At 70.1% G+C, this 25,909-nt stretch carries 30 protein-coding genes; 19 read left to right on the top strand and 11 right to left on the bottom strand.

Annotation, left to right across the window (positions count from 1 at the left end):
- Positions 1-75 precede the first annotated feature (75 nt).
- From AC1PMG_RS18995 to msrB, 6 genes are all read right to left on the bottom strand, one after another.
- Entirely contained in the window at positions 76-360 is a 285-nt protein-coding gene (locus AC1PMG_RS18995) for a DUF4031 domain-containing protein (protein WP_481109876.1), read from the bottom strand.
- Between the two features lie 9 nt (positions 361-369).
- Positions 370-888 (bottom strand): hypothetical protein, encoded by a 519-nt coding sequence (locus AC1PMG_RS18990; RefSeq protein WP_481109875.1) that lies wholly within the window; start codon positions 886-888, stop codon positions 370-372.
- A 127-nt stretch (positions 889-1,015) separates the two neighbouring features.
- Complete coding sequence (motB, locus tag AC1PMG_RS18985; protein ID WP_481109874.1) at positions 1,016-2,215, bottom strand: flagellar motor protein MotB; 1,200 nt, start codon at positions 2,213-2,215, stop codon at positions 1,016-1,018.
- A gap of 7 nt (positions 2,216-2,222) precedes the next feature.
- A complete protein-coding gene (gene motA / locus AC1PMG_RS18980) occupies positions 2,223-3,077 on the bottom strand; it encodes a flagellar motor stator protein MotA (RefSeq protein ID WP_017908926.1) in 855 nt (284 codons plus the stop codon).
- Between the two features lie 113 nt (positions 3,078-3,190).
- Entirely contained in the window at positions 3,191-3,586 is a 396-nt protein-coding gene (locus AC1PMG_RS18975) for a hypothetical protein (protein WP_481109873.1), read from the bottom strand.
- Positions 3,587-3,624: 38 nt separating this feature from the next.
- A complete protein-coding gene (gene msrB, locus AC1PMG_RS18970; RefSeq protein ID WP_481109872.1) occupies positions 3,625-4,089 on the bottom strand; it encodes a peptide-methionine (R)-S-oxide reductase MsrB in 465 nt (154 codons plus the stop codon).
- A 138-nt stretch (positions 4,090-4,227) separates the two neighbouring features.
- Here msrB and AC1PMG_RS18965 point away from each other — a divergent pair, with 138 nt between their 5' ends.
- Both AC1PMG_RS18965 and AC1PMG_RS18960 read left to right on the top strand, forming a co-directional pair.
- On the top strand, positions 4,228-4,674 hold the full coding sequence (locus AC1PMG_RS18965; protein ID WP_481109871.1) for a hypothetical protein: 447 nt from the start codon (positions 4,228-4,230) through the stop codon (positions 4,672-4,674).
- 121 nt (positions 4,675-4,795) lie between these two features.
- Positions 4,796-5,176, top strand: a complete 381-nt coding sequence (locus AC1PMG_RS18960) for a baeRF12 domain-containing protein (protein WP_017914941.1) — start codon at positions 4,796-4,798, stop codon at positions 5,174-5,176.
- A gap of 21 nt (positions 5,177-5,197) precedes the next feature.
- Here AC1PMG_RS18960 and AC1PMG_RS18955 read toward each other — a convergent pair whose 3' ends face one another.
- The gene (locus AC1PMG_RS18955) at positions 5,198-5,677 is read right to left on the bottom strand and encodes an Lrp/AsnC ligand binding domain-containing protein (RefSeq protein WP_017908762.1); all 480 of its coding nucleotides are present in this window, start codon (positions 5,675-5,677) and stop codon (positions 5,198-5,200) included.
- Positions 5,678-5,813: 136 nt separating this feature from the next.
- Between AC1PMG_RS18955 and AC1PMG_RS18950 the strand changes: the two genes are divergently transcribed.
- Positions 5,814-7,121, top strand: coding sequence for a D-amino acid dehydrogenase (locus AC1PMG_RS18950; RefSeq protein WP_481109870.1), 1,308 nt, complete (start codon positions 5,814-5,816; stop codon positions 7,119-7,121).
- A complete protein-coding gene (gene alr, locus AC1PMG_RS18945; RefSeq protein ID WP_481109869.1) occupies positions 7,100-8,173 on the top strand; it encodes an alanine racemase in 1,074 nt (357 codons plus the stop codon). Before AC1PMG_RS18950 ends, alr begins: the two co-directional genes overlap by 22 nt.
- Positions 8,174-8,220: 47 nt before the next feature.
- Here alr and AC1PMG_RS18940 read toward each other — a convergent pair whose 3' ends face one another.
- Positions 8,221-8,793: a DUF3016 domain-containing protein gene (locus AC1PMG_RS18940; RefSeq protein ID WP_150411046.1), complete on the bottom strand. Its 573-nt coding sequence runs from the start codon at positions 8,791-8,793 to the stop codon at positions 8,221-8,223.
- Positions 8,794-8,985: 192 nt separating this feature from the next.
- Between AC1PMG_RS18940 and AC1PMG_RS18935 the strand changes: the two genes are divergently transcribed.
- From AC1PMG_RS18935 to AC1PMG_RS18915, 5 genes are all read left to right on the top strand, one after another.
- Positions 8,986-9,456 (top strand): hypothetical protein, encoded by a 471-nt coding sequence (locus AC1PMG_RS18935; protein WP_017914945.1) that lies wholly within the window; start codon positions 8,986-8,988, stop codon positions 9,454-9,456.
- A 19-nt stretch (positions 9,457-9,475) separates the two neighbouring features.
- Entirely contained in the window at positions 9,476-9,724 is a 249-nt protein-coding gene (locus tag AC1PMG_RS18930; protein ID WP_481109868.1) for a hypothetical protein, read from the top strand.
- 164 nt (positions 9,725-9,888) lie between these two features.
- The gene (locus AC1PMG_RS18925) at positions 9,889-11,892 is read left to right on the top strand and encodes a PAS domain-containing hybrid sensor histidine kinase/response regulator (RefSeq protein WP_481109867.1); all 2,004 of its coding nucleotides are present in this window, start codon (positions 9,889-9,891) and stop codon (positions 11,890-11,892) included.
- 68 nt (positions 11,893-11,960) lie between these two features.
- On the top strand, positions 11,961-12,281 hold the full coding sequence (locus AC1PMG_RS18920; protein WP_481109866.1) for a DUF3247 family protein: 321 nt from the start codon (positions 11,961-11,963) through the stop codon (positions 12,279-12,281).
- 74 nt (positions 12,282-12,355) lie between these two features.
- Complete coding sequence (locus tag AC1PMG_RS18915; protein ID WP_481109865.1) at positions 12,356-13,690, top strand: PQQ-dependent sugar dehydrogenase; 1,335 nt, start codon at positions 12,356-12,358, stop codon at positions 13,688-13,690.
- Between the two features lie 499 nt (positions 13,691-14,189).
- Here the strand turns inward: AC1PMG_RS18915 and AC1PMG_RS18910 are convergent, their stop codons facing one another.
- Complete coding sequence (locus AC1PMG_RS18910) at positions 14,190-14,453, bottom strand: hypothetical protein (protein WP_017908770.1); 264 nt, start codon at positions 14,451-14,453, stop codon at positions 14,190-14,192.
- A 144-nt stretch (positions 14,454-14,597) separates the two neighbouring features.
- On the opposite strand from AC1PMG_RS18910, the gene AC1PMG_RS18905 reads away from it, so the two are divergent.
- Both AC1PMG_RS18905 and AC1PMG_RS18900 read left to right on the top strand, forming a co-directional pair.
- Positions 14,598-15,668: a class I SAM-dependent methyltransferase gene (locus AC1PMG_RS18905; RefSeq protein WP_481109864.1), complete on the top strand. Its 1,071-nt coding sequence runs from the start codon at positions 14,598-14,600 to the stop codon at positions 15,666-15,668.
- Positions 15,665-16,372, top strand: coding sequence for a pseudouridine synthase (locus AC1PMG_RS18900; RefSeq protein ID WP_267094901.1), 708 nt, complete (start codon positions 15,665-15,667; stop codon positions 16,370-16,372). The genes AC1PMG_RS18905 and AC1PMG_RS18900 overlap by 4 nt, the downstream gene beginning before the upstream one ends.
- Positions 16,373-16,454: 82 nt before the next feature.
- On the opposite strand, the gene AC1PMG_RS18895 is transcribed toward AC1PMG_RS18900, so the two are convergent.
- A complete protein-coding gene (locus AC1PMG_RS18895; RefSeq protein ID WP_481109863.1) occupies positions 16,455-17,018 on the bottom strand; it encodes a DUF1415 domain-containing protein in 564 nt (187 codons plus the stop codon).
- Positions 17,019-17,103: 85 nt separating this feature from the next.
- Positions 17,104-18,033, bottom strand: a complete 930-nt coding sequence (locus AC1PMG_RS18890; RefSeq protein ID WP_481109862.1) for a LysR family transcriptional regulator — start codon at positions 18,031-18,033, stop codon at positions 17,104-17,106.
- Positions 18,034-18,199: 166 nt separating this feature from the next.
- On the opposite strand from AC1PMG_RS18890, the gene AC1PMG_RS18885 reads away from it, so the two are divergent.
- The 8 genes from AC1PMG_RS18885 to salA all read left to right on the top strand — a co-directional run bounded on the left by AC1PMG_RS18885 (position 18,200) and on the right by salA (position 25,850).
- On the top strand, positions 18,200-19,375 hold the full coding sequence (locus tag AC1PMG_RS18885) for a muconate/chloromuconate family cycloisomerase (RefSeq protein WP_481109861.1): 1,176 nt from the start codon (positions 18,200-18,202) through the stop codon (positions 19,373-19,375).
- A complete protein-coding gene (gene catC / locus AC1PMG_RS18880) occupies positions 19,372-19,668 on the top strand; it encodes a muconolactone Delta-isomerase (protein ID WP_481109860.1) in 297 nt (98 codons plus the stop codon). The genes AC1PMG_RS18885 and catC overlap by 4 nt, the downstream gene beginning before the upstream one ends.
- Before the next feature lie 80 nt (positions 19,669-19,748).
- Complete coding sequence (catA, locus tag AC1PMG_RS18875; protein WP_481109859.1) at positions 19,749-20,687, top strand: catechol 1,2-dioxygenase; 939 nt, start codon at positions 19,749-19,751, stop codon at positions 20,685-20,687.
- 86 nt (positions 20,688-20,773) lie between these two features.
- Positions 20,774-22,132, top strand: coding sequence for a Rieske 2Fe-2S domain-containing protein (locus AC1PMG_RS18870; RefSeq protein ID WP_481109858.1), 1,359 nt, complete (start codon positions 20,774-20,776; stop codon positions 22,130-22,132).
- On the top strand, positions 22,129-22,617 hold the full coding sequence (gene benB / locus AC1PMG_RS18865; RefSeq protein ID WP_481109857.1) for a benzoate 1,2-dioxygenase small subunit: 489 nt from the start codon (positions 22,129-22,131) through the stop codon (positions 22,615-22,617). The genes AC1PMG_RS18870 and benB overlap by 4 nt, the downstream gene beginning before the upstream one ends.
- A gap of 26 nt (positions 22,618-22,643) precedes the next feature.
- The gene (gene benC, locus AC1PMG_RS18860; RefSeq protein WP_481109856.1) at positions 22,644-23,675 is read left to right on the top strand and encodes a benzoate 1,2-dioxygenase electron transfer component BenC; all 1,032 of its coding nucleotides are present in this window, start codon (positions 22,644-22,646) and stop codon (positions 23,673-23,675) included.
- Positions 23,672-24,445: a 1,6-dihydroxycyclohexa-2,4-diene-1-carboxylate dehydrogenase gene (locus AC1PMG_RS18855; protein ID WP_295925089.1), complete on the top strand. Its 774-nt coding sequence runs from the start codon at positions 23,672-23,674 to the stop codon at positions 24,443-24,445. The genes benC and AC1PMG_RS18855 overlap by 4 nt, the downstream gene beginning before the upstream one ends.
- A 94-nt stretch (positions 24,446-24,539) precedes the next feature.
- Positions 24,540-25,850 carry a salicylate 1-monooxygenase gene (gene salA, locus AC1PMG_RS18850; protein ID WP_481109855.1) on the top strand — a complete coding sequence of 437 codons (1,311 nt, stop codon included), beginning with the start codon at positions 24,540-24,542 and terminating at the stop codon, positions 25,848-25,850.
- Positions 25,851-25,909: the final 59 nt, after the last annotated feature.

Genomic DNA, 25,909 nt, shown 5'->3' with positions numbered 1-25,909 from the left:
AGGCGTTCCCGGGAACGCGCATCGCGGCTGAAGCCGCTCCTACGCGAAGCGTGGCGGCGGACGTGGCGGCACCGTTCACGGCGCCTCGCCGCGCGCCTGTGCACGTGCATTGCGGATCAAGGCTTTCATCAACTCGCGATCGCTGTGCCGCGAGACCGGCACCGCGCCCAGGCGGATCGCGTCGTCGCGCAGGGCGGCGGGCACGTCGTAGTGCGCGCCGCTGAGCTTGTTCTGGAAGGCGCGGCGGGGAATGCCCAGCCGCGCCGCCATGGCGTGCAGTTCGTCCAGCGTGTCGGCGAGCAGGTGGCCCCAGCGCTGGCCGCGCCAGGGATGCACCGCATCGTCGATGTAGACCGCCATCGGGTCCGGTCAGGCCGGCTTGTGCGTGCCGTCGGCGTCCGTCGCCTCGCTGCCGTCGGCCTTCGCCGGGCCGGCATCGCTCGTCGTCTTCTCGGCGTCGGCGTCGGCGTCGGTCTCGTCCTCGGCTGCATCCTCTGCCGCGCCGTCGCCCGCCGCGAATTCGGCGACCAGCGCGTCCAAGTACTCGGCCGGGGTCTGGCCGGCCTCGGCCGCCAGCGCGTCGATCATCTGCTGCAGCTGCGCGGAGTAGTCCAGGGTGATGGTGTTGCCTTCCTGCTCCTGCAGGTTGGCCAGGTGCTTGAGCATCGCCAGCATCGGCACCGGATTGTCGGCATTGCCCATGGTCTGGCCACCGACCGACAGCAACCACTGGCGACCCTGCAGGCCGATCGCGGCCAGCACGCGGCCGCTCTCGTTCTGCAGCACGGCGTGGTTGGCGATGGGCTGCTCGCGGCCCAGGCGGGCGAAGGGGCGCGGCGACTGCTGCTTCTTGCGCTTGTCGCGCTTGGCTTTGGATTGCTTGGACACGGCGGTCTCGTTGGCGAAGTGGCGGCCATTGTAAGCGCCGCGCCGTGTGCGGTCCCGCCGGGCCGGTGCGGCGCGGTCGTCGCCCGCGCCTGCGCGGCCGCGGGCGGCGCGCGCGGTGGCGCCGCGGTCAGCGCGTGTTGGTCGCTGCCGGGGTCCCGTCGGGAGCGGCGGTGCTCGCCACCGGTGCGCTGCCGTTGATACTGCGCAAGGCATCGCGCGCGGCGGCGGCCGCGGCTTCCGGCGAGGTCGTGCGCGGCTCGGCGATCTGCACCGAGGCCTTGCCCGGCGTCGCGGCCGGCGCCGCCGGGGCAGCGCCGTTGCTGGTGGCAGGCGCCGCCGCGGGCTCGCCCTTGCCGGCGGCCGGCGTGGCGGCCGCTTCCGTCGCTGCGGCGCTCAGGTCCGGCACCTTGGTGTCGGCGTCGGGCTGCACCGTGCCCAGGGCGACGCTATGGTCGCCGTCGGCGGTGGCGGCGTCCTCGGCATCCTTGGTCATCACCACGATGCTGATGCGGCGGTTGATCGGATTGTTCGGCACCTGCTTGTCGAACAGCACCGACGAGGACAGCCCGACCACGCGCGAGACCTTGTCCTCGCCCATGCCGCCGGCGACCAGCTCGCGGCGCGCCGCGTTGGCGCGGTCCGCGCTCAGCTCCCAGTTGCTGTAGCCGTTCTTGCCGCTGTACTGGGTGACGTCGGTGTGGCCGGTGATGCTGATGTGGTTGGGCACCTGGTTGATGAAGCCGGACAGCTCGTGGAGGATGCCGCGGGTGTAGGGCTTGAGCACCGCGCTGCCGAGGTCGAACATCGGCCGGTTTTCCTTGTCCACGATCTGGATGCGCAGGCCGTCCGGGGTCAGGTCCAGCAGCAGCTGGTCTTTGAACGGCTCCAGCGCCTGGCTCTTGTCGATGGCCTGCTTCAGCTCCTGCATCAGCGTTTCCAGGCGCTCCTTTTCCTTCTCGCGCTGGCTGCTCTTGCTGTTGTCGTCGCCCTTCAGGCTCTTGCTGCCGAACGGATCCTTGTTGTTGCCGCGCTGCATCTCGCCGGCGCCGCCGAGCTTGATCATCGAGGTGCTGGCGCCGCCGGGACCGGCCATGCCGGGGCTCGGCGCCGGGCTCTTGCCGGCCAGCGGGCTGGGGTTGCGGAAGTATTCGGCGATCGCCGCGCGCTGTTCCTTGGTGGTGGCCGCGACCAGCCACAGCACCAGGAAGAACGCCATCATCGCGGTGACGAAGTCGGCATAGGCCACCTTCCACGCGCCGCCGTGGTGGCCGCCGCCCTGGACCTTCTTGACCCGGCGGATGACGACGGTGGACTTGGTCTCGGCCATGACCGCGTTACTTGATCGTCTTCAGATGCGATTCGAAGTCGGCGAAGCTCGGCCGCACGTCGGTCGGCAGGGTCTTGCGCGCGAATTCGAGGGCGATCTTCGGGTTGTAGCCGCGCAGGCAGGCCAGCAGCGCGGTCTTCACCGATTCGAAGATGCGGCTGTCCTGCTCGGCGCGCGCTTCCATCGCCGCCGACAGCGGCGCGACGAAGCCGTAGGCCAGCAGGATGCCGAGGAAGGTGCCGACCAGCGCCGCGCCGACGTGGTGGCCGATCTCCTCGATCGGGCCGCCGATCGAGCCCATGGTGATGACGATGCCCAGCACCGCGGCGACGATGCCGAAGCCGGGCAGGCCGTCGGACACCTTGCTCAGCGCATGCGCCGGCGCCATCGCCTCGTGGTGGTGCTTCTCCAGCTCCAGCTCCAGCAGCGGTTCCAGCTCGTGCGGCTCGATGTTGCTGCCGATCATCAGGCGCAGGCAGTCGGTGATGAAGTCGAGCAGGTGGTGGTCGGCCAGCACCTTCGGGTAGTTGCCGAAGATCGCGCTGTCGGCCGGGCGCTCGACGTGGTCTTCCAGGGCCATGAAGCCGTCGCGGCGCGCCTTGTTCAGCAGTTCGTAGATCAGGGTCAGGGTGCTGCGGTAGTCGTCGGCCTTGTACTGCGGGCCCTTGAACACGCCCAGCACGCCGGAGAGCGTCGCCTTGACGATCTTGCCCGGGGTGCTGACCAGGAACGCGCCCAGCGCCGCGCCACCGATGATCATCAGCTCGTAGGGCTGCCACAGCGCACCGAGTTTGCCGTGCGACAGCACGTAGCCGCCGACCACGCTGATGATGACGACGATGAAGCCAACGATGATGAGCATGGCGGGGCAGCCTGCGGGCCGGAGCGGGGACGCTCTAGATGTCGGCCCCGCCGCGCCATTCTGAAGGTGTGAACTGTGCCGGGTTTTGGCGGCGGCCGCCCCCGCGCCGGTCTTCAGCCGGTCATGCCGCTGTCGTGGCGGACGCATTTGAGGGTCTCGCCCAGGCCGGCCAAGGTCAGCGTGGCCTGGTCCGGCTGCGACTGCCGGAAGGTATTGCCCAGGGCGTCGGTGTAGCGCGCGCCGGTGGCGCCGCCGGCATCGGTGCGCTGCATGTCCAGGCGGGTGCCGCGCACCTGCAGGGCCAGGCGCTCGCGCGCCGGATCGGCGGCCGCCTGCACCAGTTCCTCGCCGCAGCGCCACTGCATGGGCAGGGCATCGGCCTGCAGGCCCGGCGCGGCAGCCGGGGAGGCCGCCGCCGCGGGTGCCGCCTGCGCGGGCGGGGTGGGGCTGCGCTGGCAGGCGGCCAGGGCCAGCGGCAGGAACAAAAGGGGAAGCGACGAGGTACGCATACCGGTGGTCTCCCTGTGGCGGCGCGGCTGCGCCGGGATCAGGCCGGTTCGGTCTCGCCGCCGCCGCGGTGCAGCGGGTTGGGCAGCGCCTGGCCCTGTTCGGTGAACTGCAGCGACACCGAATTCAGGCAGTGGCGCTCTCCGCTCGGCGGCGGGCCGTCCGGAAACACGTGGCCGAGATGGCTGTCGCAGCGGGCGCAGACGATCTCGGTGCGGATCATGCCGTGGCTGGTGTCGCGTATCTCGCGCACGTGGTCGGGGTGGTAGGGCGCGAAGAAGCTCGGCCAGCCGGTGCCGGAATCGAACTTGGCGCTGGAGCGGAACAGCGGCAGCCCGCACAGCCGGCAGGTGTAGACGCCCTCCAGCTTGTTGTCCAGGAACACGCCGCAGAACGGCGCTTCGGTGCCGTGCTGCAGCAGCACCCGGCGTTCCTCCGCGTTCAGTCCGCCGATCAACTGCTCGCGCTCGGCAGCGGTGGGAGGCGTGAGGTCGAATCGGCTCATGGCGGGGCCCGTGGCTGGAAGAGGGGAAAACAACATGAGGGCTGTACGGGGTGGATCAAGCGCGCCGCGCCGCGTCGACGCGGCGTTGGCGATGCGCTAGCGTGGAACGCTCTCTTCCGGCCCGTCGACGGAGCCACCGTGAAGCGCCTGCTGCCCTGCGTTGCCATCGCCCTGCTCGTGCCGGCGCTCGCCGCCGCGCAGCGTCTCCAGCCAGTCCCCGGCGCACCGGCCGGCAATCGCGACGCCAACACCCTGCAGTCCGCGCCGCCGCCGGCGCCCGCGGTGGCCAGCCGTCTCGACGAGCGTCCGCCGGCCTCGACGACCGCTCCCAAGGCCGCGCCGGTGCCCTCCAGCCTGGACGACCGGCCGCAAGGAAAGACCCGGCACACGCGCCCGGCCAGTCCGGCGGTCCCGGCCGCCGCGGTCGCCGACCCGTCCGCACGCCGCCCGGTCCGCCTCTACGACCGCCGCGGCCAGCTGGTGCCCGGGGCGATGCAGGTGGGGCCGAACCGCGCGCTGGATACCCGCACCGGCCGTTACTACGACACCGTGCCCAGCGGCGATGGGGTCCGCATCCAGGACTGAGCGCCTGCGCTCCGGCGGCGAACGCGCGGCGAACGCCGCGTGGCCGCCATCCTCACGAATCGGTTCCTAGACTGGCGCACCGGCCGCGATTGCCGCGGCGCCATGTTTCGCAGGAGAACCGATGAGCAAGCTTCCCGACAACACCCTGATCGTCGTCGCCGACCGCACCAGCGCGCGCCTGTTCCGGGTCAATCTGGCGGGCGAGACCGCGCTGCTGGAGCAGACCGAAGTGCTGAACCCGACGCCGATCGAGGGCGTGGAGGACGGCGACCGGCCGATGACCATGGATGAAGCCGGGTTCGTGCGTCAGATCGCCGAGCGCCTGTACCAGGACGCGTTGCGCGGCGATGTCGAGCACCTGATGCTGGTCGCCGACCCGCACACGCTGGGCCAGTTGCGGCCGCTGCTGCACAAGGAGGTCCAGAAGCGGGTGGTGGCCGAACTGGCCAAGAACCACGCCAATTCCTCGCGCGACGACCTCGAGAAGCTGCTGGTCTCCTGACCCGCCCCTCGCGCGGAACGCTCAGTCGGCGATCGGCAGGCTGAGCGTTTCCTTCACTTCCTCCATCACGATGTAGCTCTTGGACTCGCGCACGTGCGGCAGGGTCAGCAGGGTGCTGCCCAGCAGCTTGCGGTAGGACGCCATCTCGCTGATGCGCGCCTTGAGCAGGTAATCGAAGTCGCCCGAGACCAGGTGGCATTCGAGCACGTTGGGCAGCTTCAGCGCGGCGCGGCGGAATTCCTCGAAGATGTCGCCGGACTTGTAGGCCAGGCTGATCTCCACGAACACCAGCAGGCTGGCCTTGAGGTAATGCGGGTCCAGCCGCGCGTAGTAGCCGGTGATGGCGCCGTCGCGTTCCAGCCGGCGCACCCGCTCGGTGCACGGGGTGGTGGACAGGCCCACCCGCTCGCCCAGTTCGGTGAAGGAGATGCGCCCTTCCTGCTGCAGGATGCGCAGGATCTTGCGGTCGATCTTGTCCAGTTCGCGGAGGCGTGCGGCCATGCGGGGCGGTCTCAGGGGTTTGGCCTGCCAGGCCGGCAGAAGTCAGGGGAAAATCCTGGGTTGCGCTGCCTATACTGCACCGAACTTCTGCCCTGGCGCCATCCAGCCAGGGAATTGATCCGAACGGAGTAGGCGCATGCGGGTTCTGGTTCTCGGCAGCGGTGTGATCGGCACGGCCACGGCGTGGTATCTGGCCCGCAGCGGCTGCGAGGTGACGGTGGTCGACCGCCAGCCGGCGGCCGGGCTGGAGACCAGTTATGCCAATGCCGGCCAGGTCTCGCCCGGCTACGCCTCGCCGTGGGCGGCGCCCGGGGTGCCGCTGAAGGCGCTGAAATGGCTGTTCCAGCGCCATGCGCCGCTGGCGATCAGGCCGACCGCCGATCTGCAGCAGTACCTGTGGCTGGCGCAGATGCTGCGCAACTGCACCGCCGAGCGCTATGCGATCAACAAGGCGCGGATGGTGCGCCTGTCCGAGTACAGCCGCGACTGCCTGGACCAGCTGCGTGCCGAGACCGGCATCGCCTACGAAGGCCGCCAGCTCGGCACCACCCAGTTGTTCCGCACCCAGCAACAACTGGACGGCGCGGCCAAGGACATCGAGGTGCTGCGCGAGTACGGCGTGCCCTACGAGCTGCTGGACCGCGCCGGCATCGCCCGGGTCGAGCCGGCCCTGGCCAGCGCACCGGCGACCCTGGTCGGCGCGCTGCGCCTGCCCAACGACCAGACCGGCGACTGCCGCCTGTTCACCCAGCGCCTGGCGGCGATGGCCGCCGCGGCGGGCGTGCAGTTCCGCCAGGGCGAAACCATCGAGGCGCTGCAGGCCGATGGCGACCGCATCGATGGCGTGCGCATCGGCGGGCGGGTGGAGCGGGCCGACCGCTACGTGGTCGCGCTGGGCAGCTATTCGCCGGGCCTGCTGGCGCCGCTGGGTATCCGCCTGCCGGTGTATCCGCTGAAGGGCTATTCGTTGACCCTGCCGATCCGCGACGCGGCGCTGGCGCCGACCTCCACCATCCTCGACGAGAGCTACAAGGTGGCGATCACCCGCTTCGACGCGCGCATCCGCGTCGGTGGCATGGCCGAACTGGCCGGGTTCGACCTGTCGCGGCCGGCACGGCGCCGCGCCACCCTGGAGAAGGTGGTCAACGACCTGTACCCACGCGGCGGCGACCTGGCCGCGGCCGAGTTCTGGACCGGGCTGCGCCCGGCTACCCCGGACGGCACGCCGGTGGTCGGCGCCACCGGCTACCGCAACCTGTTCCTCAACACCGGCCACGGCACGCTGGGCTGGACCATGGCCTGTGGCTCGGGCCGCTATCTGGCCGACCTGATGGTCTCGCGGCAGCCGCAGATCAGCGGCGAGGGCCTGGACATCTTCCGTTATTCCCGCGGTTCCGCCGCGTCCGTCGCCGAGGCCGTCGCGTGCGCCCAGCCCGTGCATTGATCGATCTCGACGCGCTGCGCCACAACTACCGCCTGGCCCGCCGGCTGAGCGGCGGCAAAGCGCTGGCGGTGGTCAAGGCCGATGCCTACGGGCACGGCGCGGTGGCCTGCGCGCGCGCGCTGGATGGCGAGGCCGATGGCTTCGCGGTGGCCTGCATCGAGGAGGCGCTGGAACTGCGCCAGGCCGGCATCGCCGCGCCGATCCTGCTGCTGGAAGGCATCTTCGACGCCGACGAACTGCCGCTGGTCGCCGAACACCGGCTGTGGTGCGCGGTGGCCTCGTCCTGGCAGGTGGAGGCGATCGCCGCCTTCGCCGCGCCGCAGCCGCTGTGCCTGTGGCTGAAGCTGGACAGCGGCATGCACCGGCTCGGCCTGGCGCCGGAGGAATTCCGCGCCGCGCACGCGCGCCTGAGCGCGCTGCCGCAGGTCGAGCGGCTGGTGCTGATGAGCCACTTCGCCCGCGCCGACGAACTGGACAGCGCACGCACCCGCGAGCAGGTGGAGGTGTTCCGCCAGGCCACCGCCGGCCTGGCCGGCGAGACCAGCCTGTGCAACTCGCCGGCCCTGCTCGGCTGGTCGGAGTTGCGCAACGACTGGGGGCGTCCGGGGCTGATGCTGTACGGTGCCGACCCGTTCGCCGCCGCGGCCACGCTGCCCGGCCAGCTGCGTCCGGTGATGACCCTGCAGTCCAGGGTCATCTCGGTGCGCACTATCGCGCCGGGCGAGCCGGTTGGCTACGGCGCGCGCTTCGTCGCGGCGCGCCCGACCCGGGTCGGCGTGGTGGCGATCGGCTATGCCGACGGCTATCCGCAGTTCGCGCCCAACGGCACGCCGGTGCTGATCGACGGCGCGCCCGGCGCACTGATCGGGCGCGTGTCGATGGACATGCTGACCGTGGACCTGACCGACCACCCGCAGGCCGGACTCGGCAGCGAGGTGCAGTTGTGGGGCGAACAGCCGCGCATCGACGCGCTGGCCGGGCGCTGCAGTTCCAGCGCCTACCGCTTGCTGTGCGGCCTCAAGCGCGCGCCGCGCACCTATCTCGGCGGTTGATCCATGGCTGACGGCGCCGGCGCGATGCCGGCGCCGCGCGTGCGGCCTCAGCGCTCGGCGACTGCGCTGTCCTTGTTGCGGAACTGGCGGCGCAGCCAGTCGTCGAGCATGCGCTTTTCGTAGCGCAGCGGATCGGTGCTCAGGCCGACCGAGCTGTTGTACAGGTAGCTGGGGTCCATCAGTTTCGGCTGGCCCTGCGCGATCACTTGGCCATCGGCGCCGTACAGGGTGAAGTCGAGGCTGATCCGCGGCGGGTACAGGTCGCGCATCACCCGCACGTCGTTCCAGTTCGGGCCGTGCCACGGCTCGAAGTCGCCGGCGCGCTTGATGTCGGTCAGCTTGATGTCCAGGCGCTGCCCGGGCTGCAGTTGCTTGGCGGCCTGCTTCTGCAGGTAGGCGGCCAGGTCCTGTACCCAGTCGCCGCGTTCGGCTTCCCAGCGATTGCGGCTCTGCCGCAGTTCGCTGAAGGTGGACGGGTCGGCCCAGCTGACCTGTACCGGGCCGTCGCTGACGAGGCTGCGCGGCGCCTGCGGGTCGGTGACGTTGCGGATCTCGGCGGAGGCGCCGCCCGCCCACAGGCAGGCAAGCGCCAGCGCCGTCCAGGCATAGCGGATCTTCATGGCGGATCTCCAGGAGGCGTGCGCCCAGTGTGTGCCTGTGCCGGCGTGCCCGCAATCGCGGCGAGGCGTGCGGCGACGACCGTTGACCGCCGATTCATCCGCTCCGGCGTGACGGGCGGCTCACATCGCCTCGCCGCCTGCTTCACGGTGCGCGCGCGAGCATGGATGCCACTCGGAGGATGCGGGGATCGCATGAAGACGCCGTTGTTCCACCAGGCCCACACCGGCAGCGATGTGCGCCTGCAATTCATCGACTGGGCCAAGCGCCACGGCCACAGCCCGGCCAGCGGCGCGGCGGCGTTCGTCGAGCACCAGGCCAACCTGGACGAGGCGGCGCGGCAGTTGCGGCTCAACCCCGGCGACGACGTGCGCCATCTGCTGCGGCGCTACCTGGTCTCGCTCGGCGAGGCGCAGGACGTGGCCGTGCAGTTCCCGCCCAGCTACCACTATCGCAGCCCGCAGGGACAGAGCTTCCGCTACACGCTGACCCTGGTGCTGGCCGAAGACGGCGTGGAGTGGAAGGCGCGTGTGTGGACCGGGCTGGAATACCTGGGCCTGATCGTCGGCCGCGGCGCCGGCCCGCGCGCCAACTACACCCGCCTGGCGCGGATGGCGGTGGAGCACGAGCTCGCCGGCGACGCACCGCGTTTCACGCTCGGCTGAGCAATTCAGGAACGTTGTCATGTCCGTCGTCAGCGCACCCGAGCGATCCGTGGTCCCCGAAGAATGCCGCCGGCAATGCCGGCAGCTGGGGCCGGCGCGCGTGCAGCAGTTGCTGGCATCCTCGCCGCCGCCGCCGTGGCGCGAGGAAGCCGAGCGCTGGCTGGAAGAGCAGGCCTTGCGCAGCGCGCGCCTGACCCAGTGGATGGTGCTCGCCGGCATCGGCCTGTCGCTGCTGGGCATCGTGCTGGTGATCGCGTTCTTCTGGTGACCGCGTTCGGGCAGGAGCGGTACAGGCGCTGGCTTGACGGCGGCGGAGTGGCTTAACAAGATGGGGGTTTACGCCTTGCCGCTCCTGGCGCCTTGTTGTTGCGCCGCGGATGCCGGTTACCGTCTTCATCCGTTGCCGTAGGCCGCTTCCAGAGCTAGTCCGTCATGCATGCCAGTCCCGACACCCCCGCGTCTCCGCTCGCGCAGGCGACGAATCTGCATTACCGCGAAATCTTCGACAAGATCGATTCTGGTTTTTGCGTGATCCAGGTGTTGTTCGACGATGCCCAGCGCGCGGTGGACTACGTCTTCCTGGAGGTCAATCAGGCGTTCGAGCGCGAAACCGGCATACACGATGCGCTCGGTCGACGCATGCGCGAACTGGCGCCGACCCATGAGGAACATTGGTTCCGGCTGTATGGCGAGGTGGCGCTGAGCGGGCGCTCGGCCAAGTTCGAGAATTTTTCCACCCCGCTGGGCCGATGGTGGACCGTGGATGCGTTCCGCGTCGGCGCGCCCGAGCATCGCCTGGTCGCCATACAGTTCCTCGATATCACCGAGCGCAAGCGGGTGGAGCGCGACCTCGCCGAGAGCGAGGCGCGCTTCAGCGCGCTGGCCGAGGGCCTGCCGATGCCGGTGTGGGTGCTGGACGCCCAGGGCGAACTGCGCTTCACCAACACCGCCTATGCCGAATTCTTCGGCATCGACCTGGACACCGATGCTGCGCGCCCGGGCTGGGGCGACGTGCTGCATCCGGAAGACGTGGGCGTGTTCGCGTACGAGTTGCGCAACGCGCTGCACGACCAGCGCAACCTGCGCGCGCTGGTGCGCGCGCGCCGCCACGACGGCGAGTGGCGCTGGGTGGAAATGACCGCGGTGCCGCGCTATTCCGCCGAGGGCCAGTTCATCGGCCTGGCCGGCAGCAGCCCGGACGTCACCGAACGCCGCGACATCGAACTGGCGCGCGAGCAACTGCTGGAATCCGAGCGCAGCGCACGCAACGCCGCCGAGAGCATGGCGCGGCTGAAGGACGAGTTCCTGGCGACGCTGTCGCACGAACTGCGCACGCCGCTGACCACCATCCTCGGCTGGAGCGACCTGCTGCTGCAGCGGCTGCCGCCGGGCGACCCGAGCAGCAAGGGCCTGTCGGTGATCGCCAGCAGCGCGCGCGCGCAGCAGCGGCTGATCTCGGACATGCTCGATCTCAGCAGCATGCTGCTGGGCAAGGTGCAGCTGGAAGTGGAGGCGCTGGACCTGGCCGAGCAGGTGCGCGAGGCGATGCGCGCGCAGGAGCCGGTGGCCGAAGGCAAGGACCAGGCGCTGACCCTGCAGGCGCCGTCGCAGCCGTGCATGGTGCTGGGCGACGCCACGCGCCTGCAGCAGGTGTTCTGGAACCTGCTGTCCAATGCGATCAAGTTCACGCCCGCGCACGGGCGCATCGCCCTGGCGATCGCGCTCGACGACGATGGCGAGCACGTCAGCGTGGCGGTGCGCGATTCCGGCGACGGCATTCCGCCGGAGTTCCTGCCGCATCTGTTCGGGCGCTTCCGCCAGGCCGACAGCACCACCACGCGTCTGCACGGCGGCCTCGGCCTGGGCCTGGCGATCGTGCAGCAACTGGTGGAAATGCATGGTGGCCAGATCAGTGCGGCCAGCGAAGGTCGCGGCTGCGGCTCGGTGTTCACCGTGCGCCTGCCGCTGCACCGCGATGCGCCGGGCTCGCGCCCGCTGCGCGAAGTGCGCGCGTTCGCGATGGCCGAACAGGTGGTCGAGGCGTATTCGCTCAAGGGCGTGCGCCTGTTGGCGGTGGAAGACCAGCCGGACATGCTCGACTACCTGCGGCGCCTGCTCGAGGAACAGGGCGCGGAGGTGGTCGCGGTGGGCTCGGCCAGCGAGGCGCTGGAGGTGCTCGACGGCGGCGGCCATGCGGCGATCGACGTGATGGTCACCGACATCGGCATGCCGGGCATGGATGGCTACGGGCTCATCCGCACCGTGCGCGAGAACATGGGCCTGGGCGCGGACGACCTGCCGGCGGTCGCGGTGACTGCGCTGGCGCGTGCCGACGATCGCCAGCGCGCGCTGCAGTCCGGCTTCCAGGAACACCTGGCCAAGCCGTACAGCGTGGCGCAGTTGGTGTCTGCGGTGCGCTTCGCGCGACAGCGTTAGCGCGGTCTTGCCCGCCGGCTCACGCGGCCGGCGCTAGGGTGCTGCGGTTCCCCCTCAGGAGTCCGCCGATGACCCAGTTTGCTGAGCGTATCCACACCGACCAGGCGCAGATCCAGGCGCTGGAAGCGTTGATCCCGCAACTGCCCGGGCAGGCGCATGTGCGCATCGAATTGAACGACGGCAGCGTGTGCTTCGGCACCGTGTCGGTACGGCCCAGCATCCAGCAGTTCCGCGACGCCGATGGCAACGAGGGCAGCAATGCGCAGGTGCGCATCGACGACCTCGACGATCCGGCCCAGCACCGCTACCTGTGGCTGGACGAAATCCGCAGCGTGCGCCAGCTGCCGGCGCGGCCCTGGGACACCGATCCGCGCGGCGACGCCTCTTGACGCATCTTTCACTTTTTTCGTGGCGGGGCTGTGCATCATCGGCGTTCCCCCGTGTTCCCGGATATCCAAGACACATGGCCATGTCTTCGCCGATTCGCGCCCGTTGGGTGTTGTGTGCGCTCAGTGCCGCCCTGCTCGCCGCCTGCGGCGACACCGCCAAGCACTCCATCGAGGAGGGCATGGGACCGGATCCGGTGTTGCCCGATCCGGTCAAGCGCATGATCCCCACGGTCAAGGTCGCCGAGGTCAAGCGCTGGGCCGATGGCGCCGCGCCGGTGCCGGCCGCCGACCTGGCGGTGCAGGCCTTCGCCCGCGACCTGGACCATCCGCGCTGGCTGTACGTGCTGCCCAACGGCGATGTGCTGGTCGCCGAGACCGCCGAGCCGCCGGCACCGGAAAAGGAAAGCAGCGGCCTGCGCGACAAGATCCAGGGCGCGATGATGGCCAAGGCCGGCGCCGCCGTGCCCAGCGCCAACCGCATCACCCTGCTGCGCGATGCCGACGGCGACGGCGTCGCCGAGGTGCGCACGCAGTTCCTCAAGGGCCTGTATTCGCCGTTCGGCATGGCCCTGGTCGGCGACCGCCTGTACATCGCCAATGCCGATGCCCTGGTGAGCTTCCCGTACAAGGACGGCGACACCCAGATCACCGCCGCGCCGAGCTTCGTCGCCAACCTGCCCGGCGGCATCAATCACCACTGGACCAAGAGCCTGCTGGCCAGCCGCGACGGCAAGAAGCTGTACGTGGGCGTCGGCTCCAACAGCAACGTCGCCGAGAACGGCATGGAGCAGGAACTGAACCGCGCCGCGATCCTGGAAGTGGACGCCGCCAGCGGCGCCACCCGGGTGTTCGCCAGCGGCCTGCGCAATCCGGTCGGCCTGGCCTGGCAGCCCGGCACCGACACGCTGTGGACCGTGGTCAACGAACGCGACGAGATCGGTAGCGACCTGGTGCCGGATTATCTGACCTCGGTGCGCGAGGGCGGCTTCTACGGCTGGCCGTACAGCTACTACGGCCAGCACGTGGACGAGCGCGTGCAGCCGCAGAACCCGGAGATGGTGGCCAGCGCGATCAAGCCGGACTACGCGCTGGGCGCGCATACCGCCTCGCTGGGCCTGGCCTTCTACGAGGGTGCGCTGCTGCCGCAGCCCTACCGCGGCGGCGCCTTCATCGGCCAGCACGGCTCCTGGAATCGCGACCCGCCGTCGGGCTACAAGGTGATCTACGTGCCCTTCGTCAACGGCAAGCCCAGCGGCAAGCCGCAGGACGTGCTGACCGGCTTCCTCGACGCCGAGGGCCGCGCGCAGGGCCGCCCGGTCGGCGTGGCGGTGGACAAGCCCGGTGCATTGCTGGTCGCCGACGACGTCGGCAATGTGGTGTGGCGGGTGACGCCGAAGCCGGGAAAGTGACTGGCCGGATTTGGATTAGCCGCATGTTTCCGCACGCATCGTAGGAGCGGCTTCGTAGGAGCGGCTTCGGCCGCGGCGCGGGGTTCATGGTCGCGATGCGGGATCGATGGCTGCGGCGTGGGCTTCATGGTGAAGCCCGATCGCGGCTGAAGCCGCTCCTACAAAAGGCCATCGCGGAAGGTGTGACACGTGCCCCCAGGACTGCTGCATCGCGCGTCTCATTGCGCGCGGCCGCGTGCTTCGAAAAACATGCGCAGGCACCCGTAGGAGCGGCTTCAGCCGCGACGGGCTTTACAGAGAAAACCACGGCCGCAGCCGCTTCCTGGAAGTCGGCCTGATTTGCTGCAGTTGAAAATCGCGCGAGTGGGCGCGAAGGCAAATCGATCTCTGATGACGCGTGCAGGAGCGGCTTCAGCCGCGACCGGGATGCGCCTGGCAAGGCCCGGTTGCGGCCGACGCCGCTCCTGCACGTTTGATTGGTCGAGCCGAAAGCCCGGCGTCAGTGCTCCACAGGCGCCGGCTCCACACCGAAACGGCGGGCGTAGCCGCGTTCGTTGAAGACGCGCTCCACTTCGGTATCGCCCAGCTCCGGGGCGGCGTAGACGGCGTAGACCACGCTGCCGTCGTCGCGTGCGCCGCGCTGGTGCAGGCGGTAGCGCGGGCGCCCGGTGCCGGTGTTCTCCGGGTAGTGCAACGGCGGCTGGCTGCCATCCAGGTCCACTTCGCTGTTGTCGACGACGCCGCCGATGAACACTGCGCGCATGCTGCCTCTCCGGTCATTGGGTGCCTTGCAGCCTAGGCGCGGCGATGTTGCCGGAACATCAATGATGCGTTGGATTCGCGCAAAACCGGGGTCGCGGCGCACTGCCGGTAGAATACGCGTCCCTGTTCCGATGACTCACGCCCGATGCCGGCTGCGCAAGACGCCCCCCTCGACACCCTGTTCCTGCCGTTCGCCCAGGGCGTGCTGCGCTGGCCTGCCGGCAAGGTGCTGTTCCTGCGCGCCCGCGACGGCTGGGCGCTGCGCCAGCACGCGCAGCCGCCGCAACTGGTCTGCGAGCAGGACTACCGGCCGTTCGCCAGCGCGCTGCAGCAGGGCGGCTGGACCGTGCGCGCCGAGCAGGACGGCGCCGCCGACGCCGGCGGCTACGCGCTGGTGCTGGTGCTGCCGCCGCGCCAGCGCGAGGAAGCACGGGCGCTGCTGGCGCGCGCCGTGGCGCTGGCCGCGCCGGGCGGCGTGGTGGTGGCCTGCCAGGCCAACAACGAGGGCGCGCGCTCCGGCGAGGACGACCTGCAGCAACTGGCCGGACTCGGCGGCAAGCTGACCAAGCACCACTGCCGGGTGTACTGGACCGCGCCGCTGCAGGGCGGCCACGACGCCGCGCTGCAGCAGCGCTGGGCGAAGCTGGATGCGGTGCGGCCGATCCTGGACGGGCGCTTCCGCAGCCGCCCGGGCGTGTTCGCCTGGGATCGCATCGACCCGGCCTCGGCGCTGCTGGCCGAGCACCTGCCCGCCGACCTGCGCGGCCGTGCCGCCGATCTCGGCGCCGGCTACGGCTACCTGTCGGCCGAACTGCTGGCGCGCTGCCCGCAACTGACCGCGCTGGATCTGTTCGAGGCCGACGCACGCGCGCTGGCGCTGGCGCGCGCGAATCTGGCGCAGGCACCGGCCGGCCCGACGCTGGGCTTCCACTGGCACGACGTGACCACCGGACTGCCGGGGCAGTACGACGTCATCGTCAGCAATCCGCCGTTCCATGCGCCGGGGCGGATGGAGCGGCCGGACATCGGCCGGCGCTTCATCGCCGTGGCCGCGCAGGCGCTGGCGCCCGGCGGGCGGCTGTTCCTGGTCGCCAACCGGCATCTGCCCTACGAGGCGGTGCTCGATGCCAGTTTCGGCGACACCGAGGTGCTTGCCACCCGCGACGGCTTCAAGCTGATCCACGCGGTGCGTAGCCGCGCTGGAGCGCGCCGATGAAGCTGGTCAAGCACCTGGCAAACCTGGGCTACGGCAGCCGCAAGCAGGTGGCGCTGATGTTCCGCGAGGGCCGCATCACCGACGCCGAGGGCGAGGTGCTGTATGCCGACGACCAGGTGCCGCACGCGGCGATCCGGGTCGACGGCGAGCCGCTGGACCCGCCGCCCGGGCTGATCCTGGCGCTGCACAAGCCGGTCGGCTACACCTGCTCGACCAAGGATCCGGGACGCATCGTCTACGACCTGCTGCCGCCGCGCTTCCGCCTGCGCTCGCCGCTGCTGTCCACGGTCGGGCGGCTGGACCGCGACACCAGCGGCCTGCTGCTGATGACCGACGACGGCGCGCTGCTGCATCGCATCGTCTCGCCCAAGGCGCGGCTGGCCAAGGTCTACGAGGCCACCCTGGCCGAGGATCTGCGCGGCGACGAGGCCGCGCAGTTCGCCAGCGGCACGTTGATGCTCGACGGCGAGACCACGCCGCTGCTGCCGGTGCAACTGGAGACGCTGGGGCCGCGCCAGGTGCGCGTGGCCCTGCACGAAGGTCGCTACCACCAGGTGCGGCGCATGTTCGCCGCCGTCGGCAACCACGTGGCCGCGCTGCACCGCAGCCGCATCGGCGGCTTCGGCCTGGACGATCTGCCCTCGGGGCAGTGGCGGGTGCTGGAGGCGGCGGACGTGGCGGTGCTGTTCGAGGGCCGGGATTAGGGAGTCGGGATTAGGGATTGGCAAAAACGCGTGGCGCCACGCACCGTCGCAAATCCCGCTTCTACGAATCCCCAATCCCCAATCACGAATCCCGACTCTCAACCGCCCGCTGCCAGCCCTCCAGCCCCAGTTTCTCCAGGGTCTGCAGATTGCGCTCGACGATCACGTCCGCGTCCGGGAACGCGGCCACTGCGCGTTCCACGCTGTCCTCGCGCAGCAGGTGCAGGGTGGGGTAGGGCGCGCGGTTGGTGTAGTTGCCGATGTCGTCCGGCGCGGTGCCGGCGAACTGGTACTGCGGATGGAAGCTGGCCACCTGCAGGATCCCCTGCAGATCCAGCGCCTCGACCGCGGCGTCGGCGTTGTCGAGGAAATCGTTGTAATCGAGGAAATCCTGCAGCACGTCCGGGTGCACGATCAGCGTGGTGTCGATCTGCTCGGCCGGGGTGTCGCGCAGCAGCACCAGTTCTTCGGCCAGTTGTTCGAGCAGCGCCTCGGGCGTACTGGCGTCGCTGAGCACGTAGCGGATCTGCTGCTTGACGTGCACCGCCTTGGCGAAGGGGCACAGGTTCAGGCCGATCACCGCGCGTTCCAGCCAGCGGCGGGTGAGTGCGAGCGGATCGGGAGTGGCGGAAGGCGTGGGGTCCATGGCGTCGGCGTGTGCGTAAGGAATCGCGTGCGCCTGAACAGGTGCGCGCGCGTGGCGCAAGTGTATGCCGGATGCGTGACACGCCCTAGGGCGCGTGCCAGCGGTTGTAGGAGATGTCCAGCCATGGCGGGTGTTCGGCATACATGTCGCGGATCAGCTGCTTGGTCAGTTCCACCAGGCCGGAGTCGTCGTTGCGGCGATAGCTCATGATGATCGGCGAGGTCGCGTGTTCGTCGTCGATCAGGCGGTAGCGCAGGTCGTTGCGCATGAACCGCGCCGAGGCCGGAACCAGGCAGATGCCGCTTTCGGCGGCGACCAGGCCCAATGCGGTCTGCAGTTCGCGCACTTCCTGCAGTTCGCTGGGGTGCACGCCATGGTCCTGCAGCAGCGACAGCACTTGGTCGGCGAAGCTGGGGCGCGGATGGTTGGGATACAGCAGCAGGCGCTGCCCGGCCAGCGCCGCCGGCGCCAGCGGCGTGTCCTGCGCAGCCAGCGGGTGCGCCATCGGGATCGCGGCCACCAGGCGTTCCTCGCGCAGCACCAGGCGCTCCACATGCTGGTCGCTGCTGCGCACGCGGCCGAAGCCCAGGTCGATGCGGCCCTCCTTGAGCGCTTCCACCTGCTGGCCGGACATCAGTTCGACCAGACGCACCTCCAGGTCGGGGCGCGCCTGGCGCAGGCGTCGCACCACGGTGGGCAGGCCGCCGTACAGGGTGGAGGCGACGAAACCGATCGAGGCCACGCGGCGCTCGCTGCGGCCCAGCCGGCGTGCGGCCTCGGTCATCTGCTCGACCCGGCCGAGCACCTGCAGCGCTTCCTCGTAGAACAGCCGCCCGGCGTCGGTCAGCCGCAACGGCCGACTATGCCGCACCAGCAGCGGCACGCCCAGTTGCTGCTCGATCTGCTGGATCTGCCGGCTCAGCGGCGGCTGGGCGATGTGCAGGGTCTCGGCGGCGCGGGTGAAGTTGCGCTCGCGGGCGACGGCGACGAAATAGCGGAGTTGGCGCAGATCCATGGGAGGCACGTCGCGTTGGAGAAAATCGAGTATGCCGTTCAGGGCATGCTGTGCCGCAATATCCCAGTAAAACCGGGGCTTGCCGCCATACTATAGCTTCAAGGTATGGAATGGTGCCGCATTCAGTCTTGGACGGCGCGGCGCGTACAGGCCAAGAATCGGCGCCATGCCACGCGACCACGCCGCCATCGCCCCGAACATCGACCGTGTCGAGACGCTCCTGCTCGACCTGCCCACGATCCGCCCGCATCGCCTGTCGATGGCGACCATGCGCGGACAGACCCTGATGCTGGTACGCGTGCATTGCAGCGACGGCATTGTCGGGCTGGGCGAGGGCACCACCATCGCCGGGCTGGCCTACGGCGCGGAGAGCCCGGAGGGGATGCAGCTGGCGATTGACCGCTACATCGCGCCGCTGCTGGTCGGTGCCGATGCCAGTGCGGTGCAGGCGCTGATGCAGCGTGTCGGCAGCATGGTCAAGGGCAACCATTTCGCCAAGTGCGCGATCGAGACCGCGCTGCTGGACGCGCAGGGCAAGCGGGTCGGACTGCCTGTGTCCGAACTGCTCGGCGGGCGCCAGCGCCAGCGCCTGCCGGTGGCGTGGACCCTGGCCTCCGGCGACACCGCGCGCGACATCGACGAGGCCGAGCGCATGCTCGACGCGCGCAGGCACAACGTGTTCAAGCTGAAGATCGGCACGCGAGCGGTGGCCGAAGACGTGGCGCACGTGGCCGCGATCAAGCGTGCGCTGGGCGCGCGCGCCGCGGTGCGCGTGGACGTGAACATGGCCTGGAGCGAGACCGAGGCGGTGCGTGCGCTGCCCGCGCTGGCCGATGCCGGCTGCGAACTGGTGGAGCAGCCGGTGGCGTCGCTGGCGTCGATGCGGCGGCTGATGCGCCGCTTCCCGATCGCGTTGATGGCCGACGAGATGCTGAGCGGCCCGGAAAGCGCCTTCGAGGCGGCGCGACGCGGCGCGGCCGACGTGTTCGCCGTGAAGATCGAGCAGTCCGGCGGCCTGTACGCCGCGCAGAAGGTCGCGGCGATCGCCGATGCCGCCGGCATCGGCCTGTACGGCGGGACGATGCTGGAAGGGGCGATCGGCACCATCGCTTCGGCCCATGCCTTCGCCACCTTCGCCAACCTGCAATGGGGCACCGAGCTGTTCGGTCCCTTGTTGCTGACCGAGGAGATCCTCGCCGAGCCGCTGCGCTACGAGGATTTCCAACTGCACTTGCCGTGCGGACCAGGCCTGGGCATCGCCCTGGACGAGGCACGGGTGGACGCGCTGCGCCGCGACCGCCGCCGCATCGTGATGCCGGTGGCTGCCGGCGTGGAGGAATGAACATGTTGTTCCACGTGAGCATGGAAGTGAACCTGCCCGGCGACATGCCGCCCGAGCGTGCAGAACAGCTCAAGCGCGACGAAAAGGCGCGTTTCCAGCAGTTGCAGCGCAGCGGCCAGTGGCGCCACATCTGGCGGGTGGTCGGGCAGTACGCCAACGTCAGCATCTTCGACGTGGCCGACAACGCCGAGCTGCACGCGCTGCTGCTGTCGCTGCCGTTGTTCCCCTACATGCGCATCGCGGTCACCCCGCTGTGCCGCCATCCCTCGTCGCTGCACGAGGACGATCGCTAGTCCCGCACCACGGGCGCTCCCTCGGGAGGGGAACGTCTCAAGGCAGCCAACGCAACCATGAGCAGAGAAGGAACCAGACGATGAGCGTCAAGATTTTCGAGACCCCGGAGGTGCAGGCGTTCCTGCGCACGGTCAGCGGCCTGGAGCAGACGGCCGGCGACGCGCGCGTGAAACGGATCGTGCATCGCGTGCTGTCGGACCTGTTCAAGGCCATCGACGATCTGGATGTCACGCCCGACGAGTACTGGAGCGCGATCGCCTGGCTCAACGACCTGGGCGCGGCCGGGCAGGCCGGGCTGATCTCGCCCGGGCTGGGCCTGGACCACTTCCTGGATCTGCGCCTGGACGCCATCGACGCGCAACTGGGCATCGACAATCCGACGCCGCGGACCATCGAAGGACCGCTGTACGTGGCCGGCGCGCCGGTGGCGCACGGCTTCGCCCGGCTCGACGACGGCAGCGACGAAAACGGCCATCCGCTGATCATGCATGGCACCGTGTACGGCGCCGACGGCCGTCCGTTGCCCGGCGCCAGCGTCGAGGTCTGGCACTGCGACACCCGCGGCTTCTATTCGCACTTCGACCCCACCGGCAAGCAGGCGCCGTTCAACATGCGCCGCACGATCATCGCCGATGCCCAGGGCCGCTACCGCTTCCAGAGCATCGTGCCCAAGGGCTACGGCGTGCCGCCGGGCAGCCCGACCGAACGCCTGCTGTTCGCGCTCGGCCGGCATGGCCAGCGTCCGGCGCACATCCACTTCTTCATCGGTGCCGACGGCCACCGCAAGCTGACCACGCAGATCAACATCGCCGGCGACCCGCTGGTCGACGACGACTTCGCCTACGCCACCCGCGACGGCCTGGTGCCGGCGATCGTCGAGCACAGCGACCAGGCCAGCATCGCCGCCAATGGCGTGGACGGCCCGTTCGCCGAGATCCGTTTCGACTTCCGCCTCACCGAACTTGTCGACGGCGTCGACAACCAGGCCAACCCGCTGCGCCGCCGCGCCGCCGCCTAGCGTCTGCTGCGCCAACCGCGACCGTCGTCGTCGCGGCGGCCTGCCAGCGCGCACGGCCGCCGCCTTCCCCCAGGAGACAACGCCATATGTCCGCCGTGATCGACAAAGCGACCGCGCTCGGCGACCTGCTCGCCAGCGCCGTGCAGGACGACCATGCCGAAGGCAGGTTCCGCTGCCGCCGCGACATCTTCACCAACGCCGACCTGTTCGAGCTGGAGATGAAGCACATCTTCGAGGGCAACTGGGTCTATCTGGCGCACGAGAGCCAGATCCCCAACGCCAACGACTACTACACGACCTACATCGGCCGCCAGCCGGTGGTGATCACCCGCGACAAGAGCGGACAGCTGCACGCGGTGATCAATGCGTGCGCGCACCGCGGCGCGATGCTGTGCCGGCGCAAGCACGGCAACAAGGGCAGCTTCACCTGTCCGTTCCATGGCTGGACCTTCTCCAATACCGGCAGGCTGCTCAAGGTCAAGGACGAGAAGACGACCCAGTATCCGCCGCAGTTCGGCCAGGACGGTCGCCACGATCTCAAGTACGTGCCGCGCTTCGAGAGCTACCGCGGTTTCCTGTTCGGCAGCCTGCGCGAGGATGTCGCGCCGCTGGAGCAGTTCCTGGGTCAGGCGCGGCTGATCGTCGACCAGATCGCCGACCAGGCGCCGGACGGGCTGGAGGTGCTGCGCGGCAACTCGTCCTACATCTACGACGGCAACTGGAAGCTGCAGATGGAGAACGGCTGCGACGGCTATCACGTCAGCACCGTGCACTGGAACTACGCGGCGACCATGAGCCGGCGCAAGCAGGACGGCACCCAGGCGGTGGACGCCGGCGGCTGGAGCAAGAGCGTGGCCGGCGTCTACGGCTTCGAGAATGGGCACCTGCTGTTGTGGACCAAGGCCATGAATCCGGAGGTGCGCCCGGTGTACGGCCGGCGCGAGGAGCTCGCGCAGCGGCTCGGCGCCGACCGCGCCGGCTTCATCGTCGAGCAGACCCGCAACCTGTGCCTGTATCCGAACCTTTTCCTGATGGACCAGTTCTCCACCCAGATTCGCGTCACCCGGCCGATCAGCGTGGACAAGACCGAGGTCAGCATCTTCTGCTTCGCGCCCAAGGGCGAGAGCGCACGCGACCGCGCCACCCGCATCCGCCAGTACGAGGATTTCTTCAACGTTTCGGGCATGGGCACCGCCGACGACCTGGAGGAATTCCGTGCCTGCCAGGCCGGCTACGCCGCCAGCGCGGCGCCCTGGAACGACCTCAGCCGCGGTGCGCCGCTGTGGATCGAGGGGCCGGACGAAAACGCGCGGCGGATGGGGCTGTCGCCCTTGCTGTCCGGCGAGCGCAGCGAGGACGAGGGCCTGTTCGTGCGCCAGCACGAGTACTGGGCCTCGGTGATGCGCCAGGCACTGGCGCGCGAACACGCGGCGCCGGCCCCATGAACGCGGACTACCAGACCATCTGCGCGTTCCTGTACCGCGAGGCGCGCCTGCTCGACGACCGCCAGTGGGACGAATGGCTGACGCTGTACGCCGAGGACGTGACCTACTGGATGCCGGCCTGGGACGACGACGACCAGCTCACCGAGGATCCGCAGTCGCAGATCTCGCTGATCTACTACGCCGACCGCTCCGGGCTGGAAGACCGCGTGTTCCGGATCAAGACCGAGCGCTCCGGCGCGTCCACGCCGGAGCCGCGCACCAGCCACAGCGTGGCCAATGTCGAGGTGCTGGCCGACCGCGGGCAGGAGCTGGAGGTCCGCTACAACTTCCACACCCTCAGCCACCGCTACAAGGTCACCGACCAGTTCTTCGGCACGATGCTGCTGACCCTGCGCACGGATGGCGACCAATTGCGCATCGCGCGCAAGACGATCGTGCTGAAGAACGACTACATCCGCCAGGTCGTCGACGTCTACCACGTCTGACCGGCATGCAACCGCGAGCAAACGCCATGTCCTACCGCATCGCGCTGAACTTCGAGGACGGGGTCACCCGTTTCATCGATTGCAACGACGGTGAGAAAGTGCTCGATGCCGCTTTCCGCCAGCGGATCAACCTGCCGATGGATTGCGCCGACGGCGTCTGCGGTACGTGCAAGTGCCGCGCCGAAAGCGGGCGCTACGAACTGGGCGAGGACTACATCGAGGACGCGCTCGGCGCCGACGAGGCCGTCGCCGGTCTGGTGCTGACCTGCCAGATGCTGCCCCGCTCCGATTGCACGCTGGCGGTGCCGGCGACGTCGGTCGCGTGCAAGACCGGCAGCGTGCGCTTCCAGGCGGCGGTGACGGCGGTGGTCGCGCACGCCGACGCGGCGCTGGAGCTGACCCTGGAACCGGTCGGCGACGTGCCCGCCTTCCTGCCCGGCCAGTACGTCAACATCGCGGTGCCCGGTAGTGGACAGACGCGCGCGTTCTCCTTCAGTTCCGCGCCGGGCGCGCCCATGCTGACGTTCCTGATCAGGCGTGTGCCCGGCGGCCTGATGAGCGCCTACCTGGACGCGGCCAGCCCGGGGCAGGAGTTGGAACTGAGCGGCCCGCTGGGCAGCTTCTATCTGCGCGAGGTGACGCGGCCGCTGCTGATGCTGGCTGGCGGCACCGGCCTGGCGCCGTTCCTGTCGATGCTGGCGCACCTGGAGGCCAGCGGCTGCGCGCACCCGGTGTACTTGATGTACGGCGTCACCCGTGGCGCGGACCTGGTCCTGCTCGATCGGCTGCAGGCGCTCGCCGAGCGACTGGACTGGTTCAGCTTCGACACCTGCGTGGTCGACCCGGCCGCCGGCCACCCGCGCACCGGCTACGTCACCGAGCATCTGCCGCCGCATGCGTTGCATGGCGGCGACGTGGAAGTCTACCTGTGCGGTCCGCCGCCGATGGTGGAGGCGGTGCGTGCACACTTGCGCGAGATCGGCCTGGTCCCGGCCAACTTCCACTATGAGAAGTTCACCCCCAACGCGGCCGCGCCGGTGCAGGAGCGGGCCGCGTGAGCGCGCGTTTCGCGGGCAAGGTGGTGGTCGTCACCGGCGCGGCCCAGGGCATCGGCCGGCGCGTGGCCGAGCGCGCCGCCGCCGAGGGCGCGCGGCTTGTGCTGGTGGATCGCGCCGAACACGTGGCCGAGCTGGAACAGGCGCTGGCGCCCGCCGAGGTCGCCACGCTGGCGGCCGACCTGGAGCACTACGCGGAGAACGTACGTGCCATGGCCTTCGCGCAGTCGCGGATGGGCCGCATTGACGTACTGGTCAACAACGTTGGCGGCACCATCTGGGCGCAGCCGTTCCAGGCCTACGCGCCGGAGCAGATCGAGGCCGAGGTGCGGCGCTCGCTGTTTCCCGCGCTGTGGGGATGCCGCGCGGTGCTGCCCTACCTGATCGAGCAGGGCGGCGGGGCCATCGTCAATGTCTCCTCCATCGCCACCCGCAGCATCCACCGCGTTCCCTACGGCGCGGCCAAGGGCGGGGTCAATGCGTTGACCGCGTGCCTGGCGTTCGAGCATGCCGGGCATGGCATCCGCGTCAACGCGGTTGCCCCCGGCGGCACCGAGGCGCCGCCGCGGCGCGTGCCGCGCAATCCCGACCCGCAGAGCGCGCAGGAGCAGGCGTGGTATCGGCAGATCGTCGCGCAGACGCTCGAGTCGAGCCTGATGAAGCGCTACGGCACGCTCGACGAGCAGGCCGCGGCGATCCTGTTCCTGGCCTCGGACGAGGCCTCCTACATCACCGGTACGGTCCTCCCCGTGGGAGGCGGCGACCAGGGCTGAGCCCGGCTGCGCGCGGACGGCGCCCCGTTCGCGTCCGCCCCTCCGCACGGCCGTCGGGAGATCCCGTCGGCGGCGACCGAATCCTGGAGTCACCATGCACGCGACTGCCTCTCCCTTGCGCATCGGCATCGTCGGCGGCGGCATCGCCGGGGTCGGCCTGGCCCTTGGCCTGTGCCGGCATCGCCATCTCGACGTGCAATTGTTCGAAGCGGCACCGGCCTTCGGCGAGATCGGCGCGGGGATCTCGTTCGGCCCCAACGCGGTGCGCGCGCTCGCCGGGCTGGGGATCGCGACCACCTACGCCGAACTCGCCGACCGCACCGCGCCGCCGTGGCAGGACGTCTGGTTCGAATGGCGCCATGGCGAGGACGCGCGGCCGATCGGCGTCACCTGCGCGCCCGGGGTGGGGCAGTCCTCGGCGCATCGCGCCGATTTCCTCGACGCGCTGGCCGCGCGCCTGCCTCCCGGACTGGCCCGCTTCGGCAAGCGTACCGAGTGTGTCGAGCAGGACGCCGACACGGTCCGGGTCCGCTTCGCCGACGGCGACAGCTACTGCGGCGACCTGCTGCTCGTCGCCGACGGCATCAAGTCCCGCTTGCGCGGTCCGTTGCTGCAGGCGCTGGGCCACGCCGCGGTCGTGCCGCGCTTCAGCGGCACCTGTGCCTACCGCGGCCTGATCGACAGCGCGCGCCTGCGCGCGGCGTTCGCTGTGCAAGGCGTAGACACCCGGCTGGCGGACGTGCCGCAGATGTACCTGGGCCCGGATGCCCACATCCTGACCTTTCCGGTCAAGCACGGGCGCCTGATCAACGTGGTGGCGTTCGTTTCCGAGCGTGCCGCCGCGGCGCCGTCGTGGCCGGCCGGCCAGGCATGGGTGCGCGAGGCCAGCCGCCGCGAGATGCTGCAGGCGTTCGCCGACTGGGGCATCGCGGCGCGCACGCTGCTGCAGTGCATCGACGCGCCAACCCACTGGGCGCTGCACGATCTGCCGGAGCTACCGGCGTACGCGCACGGCCGCATCGCGCTGGTCGGCGATGCCGCCCATGCGATGTTGCCGCACCAGGGCGCCGGTGCGGGCCAGGGCCTGGAGGATGCGCATTTGCTGGCGCATCTGCTGGGCGCGCCGACGCTGCGCCGCGCCGATCTGCCCGCGCTGCTCCAGGCCTACGACCAGGTGCGGCGCCCGCGCGCCTGCCGCGTGCAGCGCACCTCGCGCGAGACGGGCGCCCTGTACGAACTGCGCGATGGCCGGGTCGGCGCCGACAGCGATGCCCTGGCGCGGACGCTGGCCACGCGTTTCGACTGGATCTGGCAACACGACCTGGCCGCGGAGGCGGCGCAAGCGATGCGCCTGATGCGCGATAGCGCTGGTGCGCACGCGGTCGTGGCGGCCGGATCGCCGTGATGCGCAGCGCCGCCGCCGTTCCCGTCCGATGCCGGCCGGCACGCCGTCGGCATGGAGAC

The organism is Xanthomonas sp. NCPPB 2250, from assembly GCF_056725265.1.
This window is presented reverse-complemented; position numbering and strand designations above follow the sequence as displayed.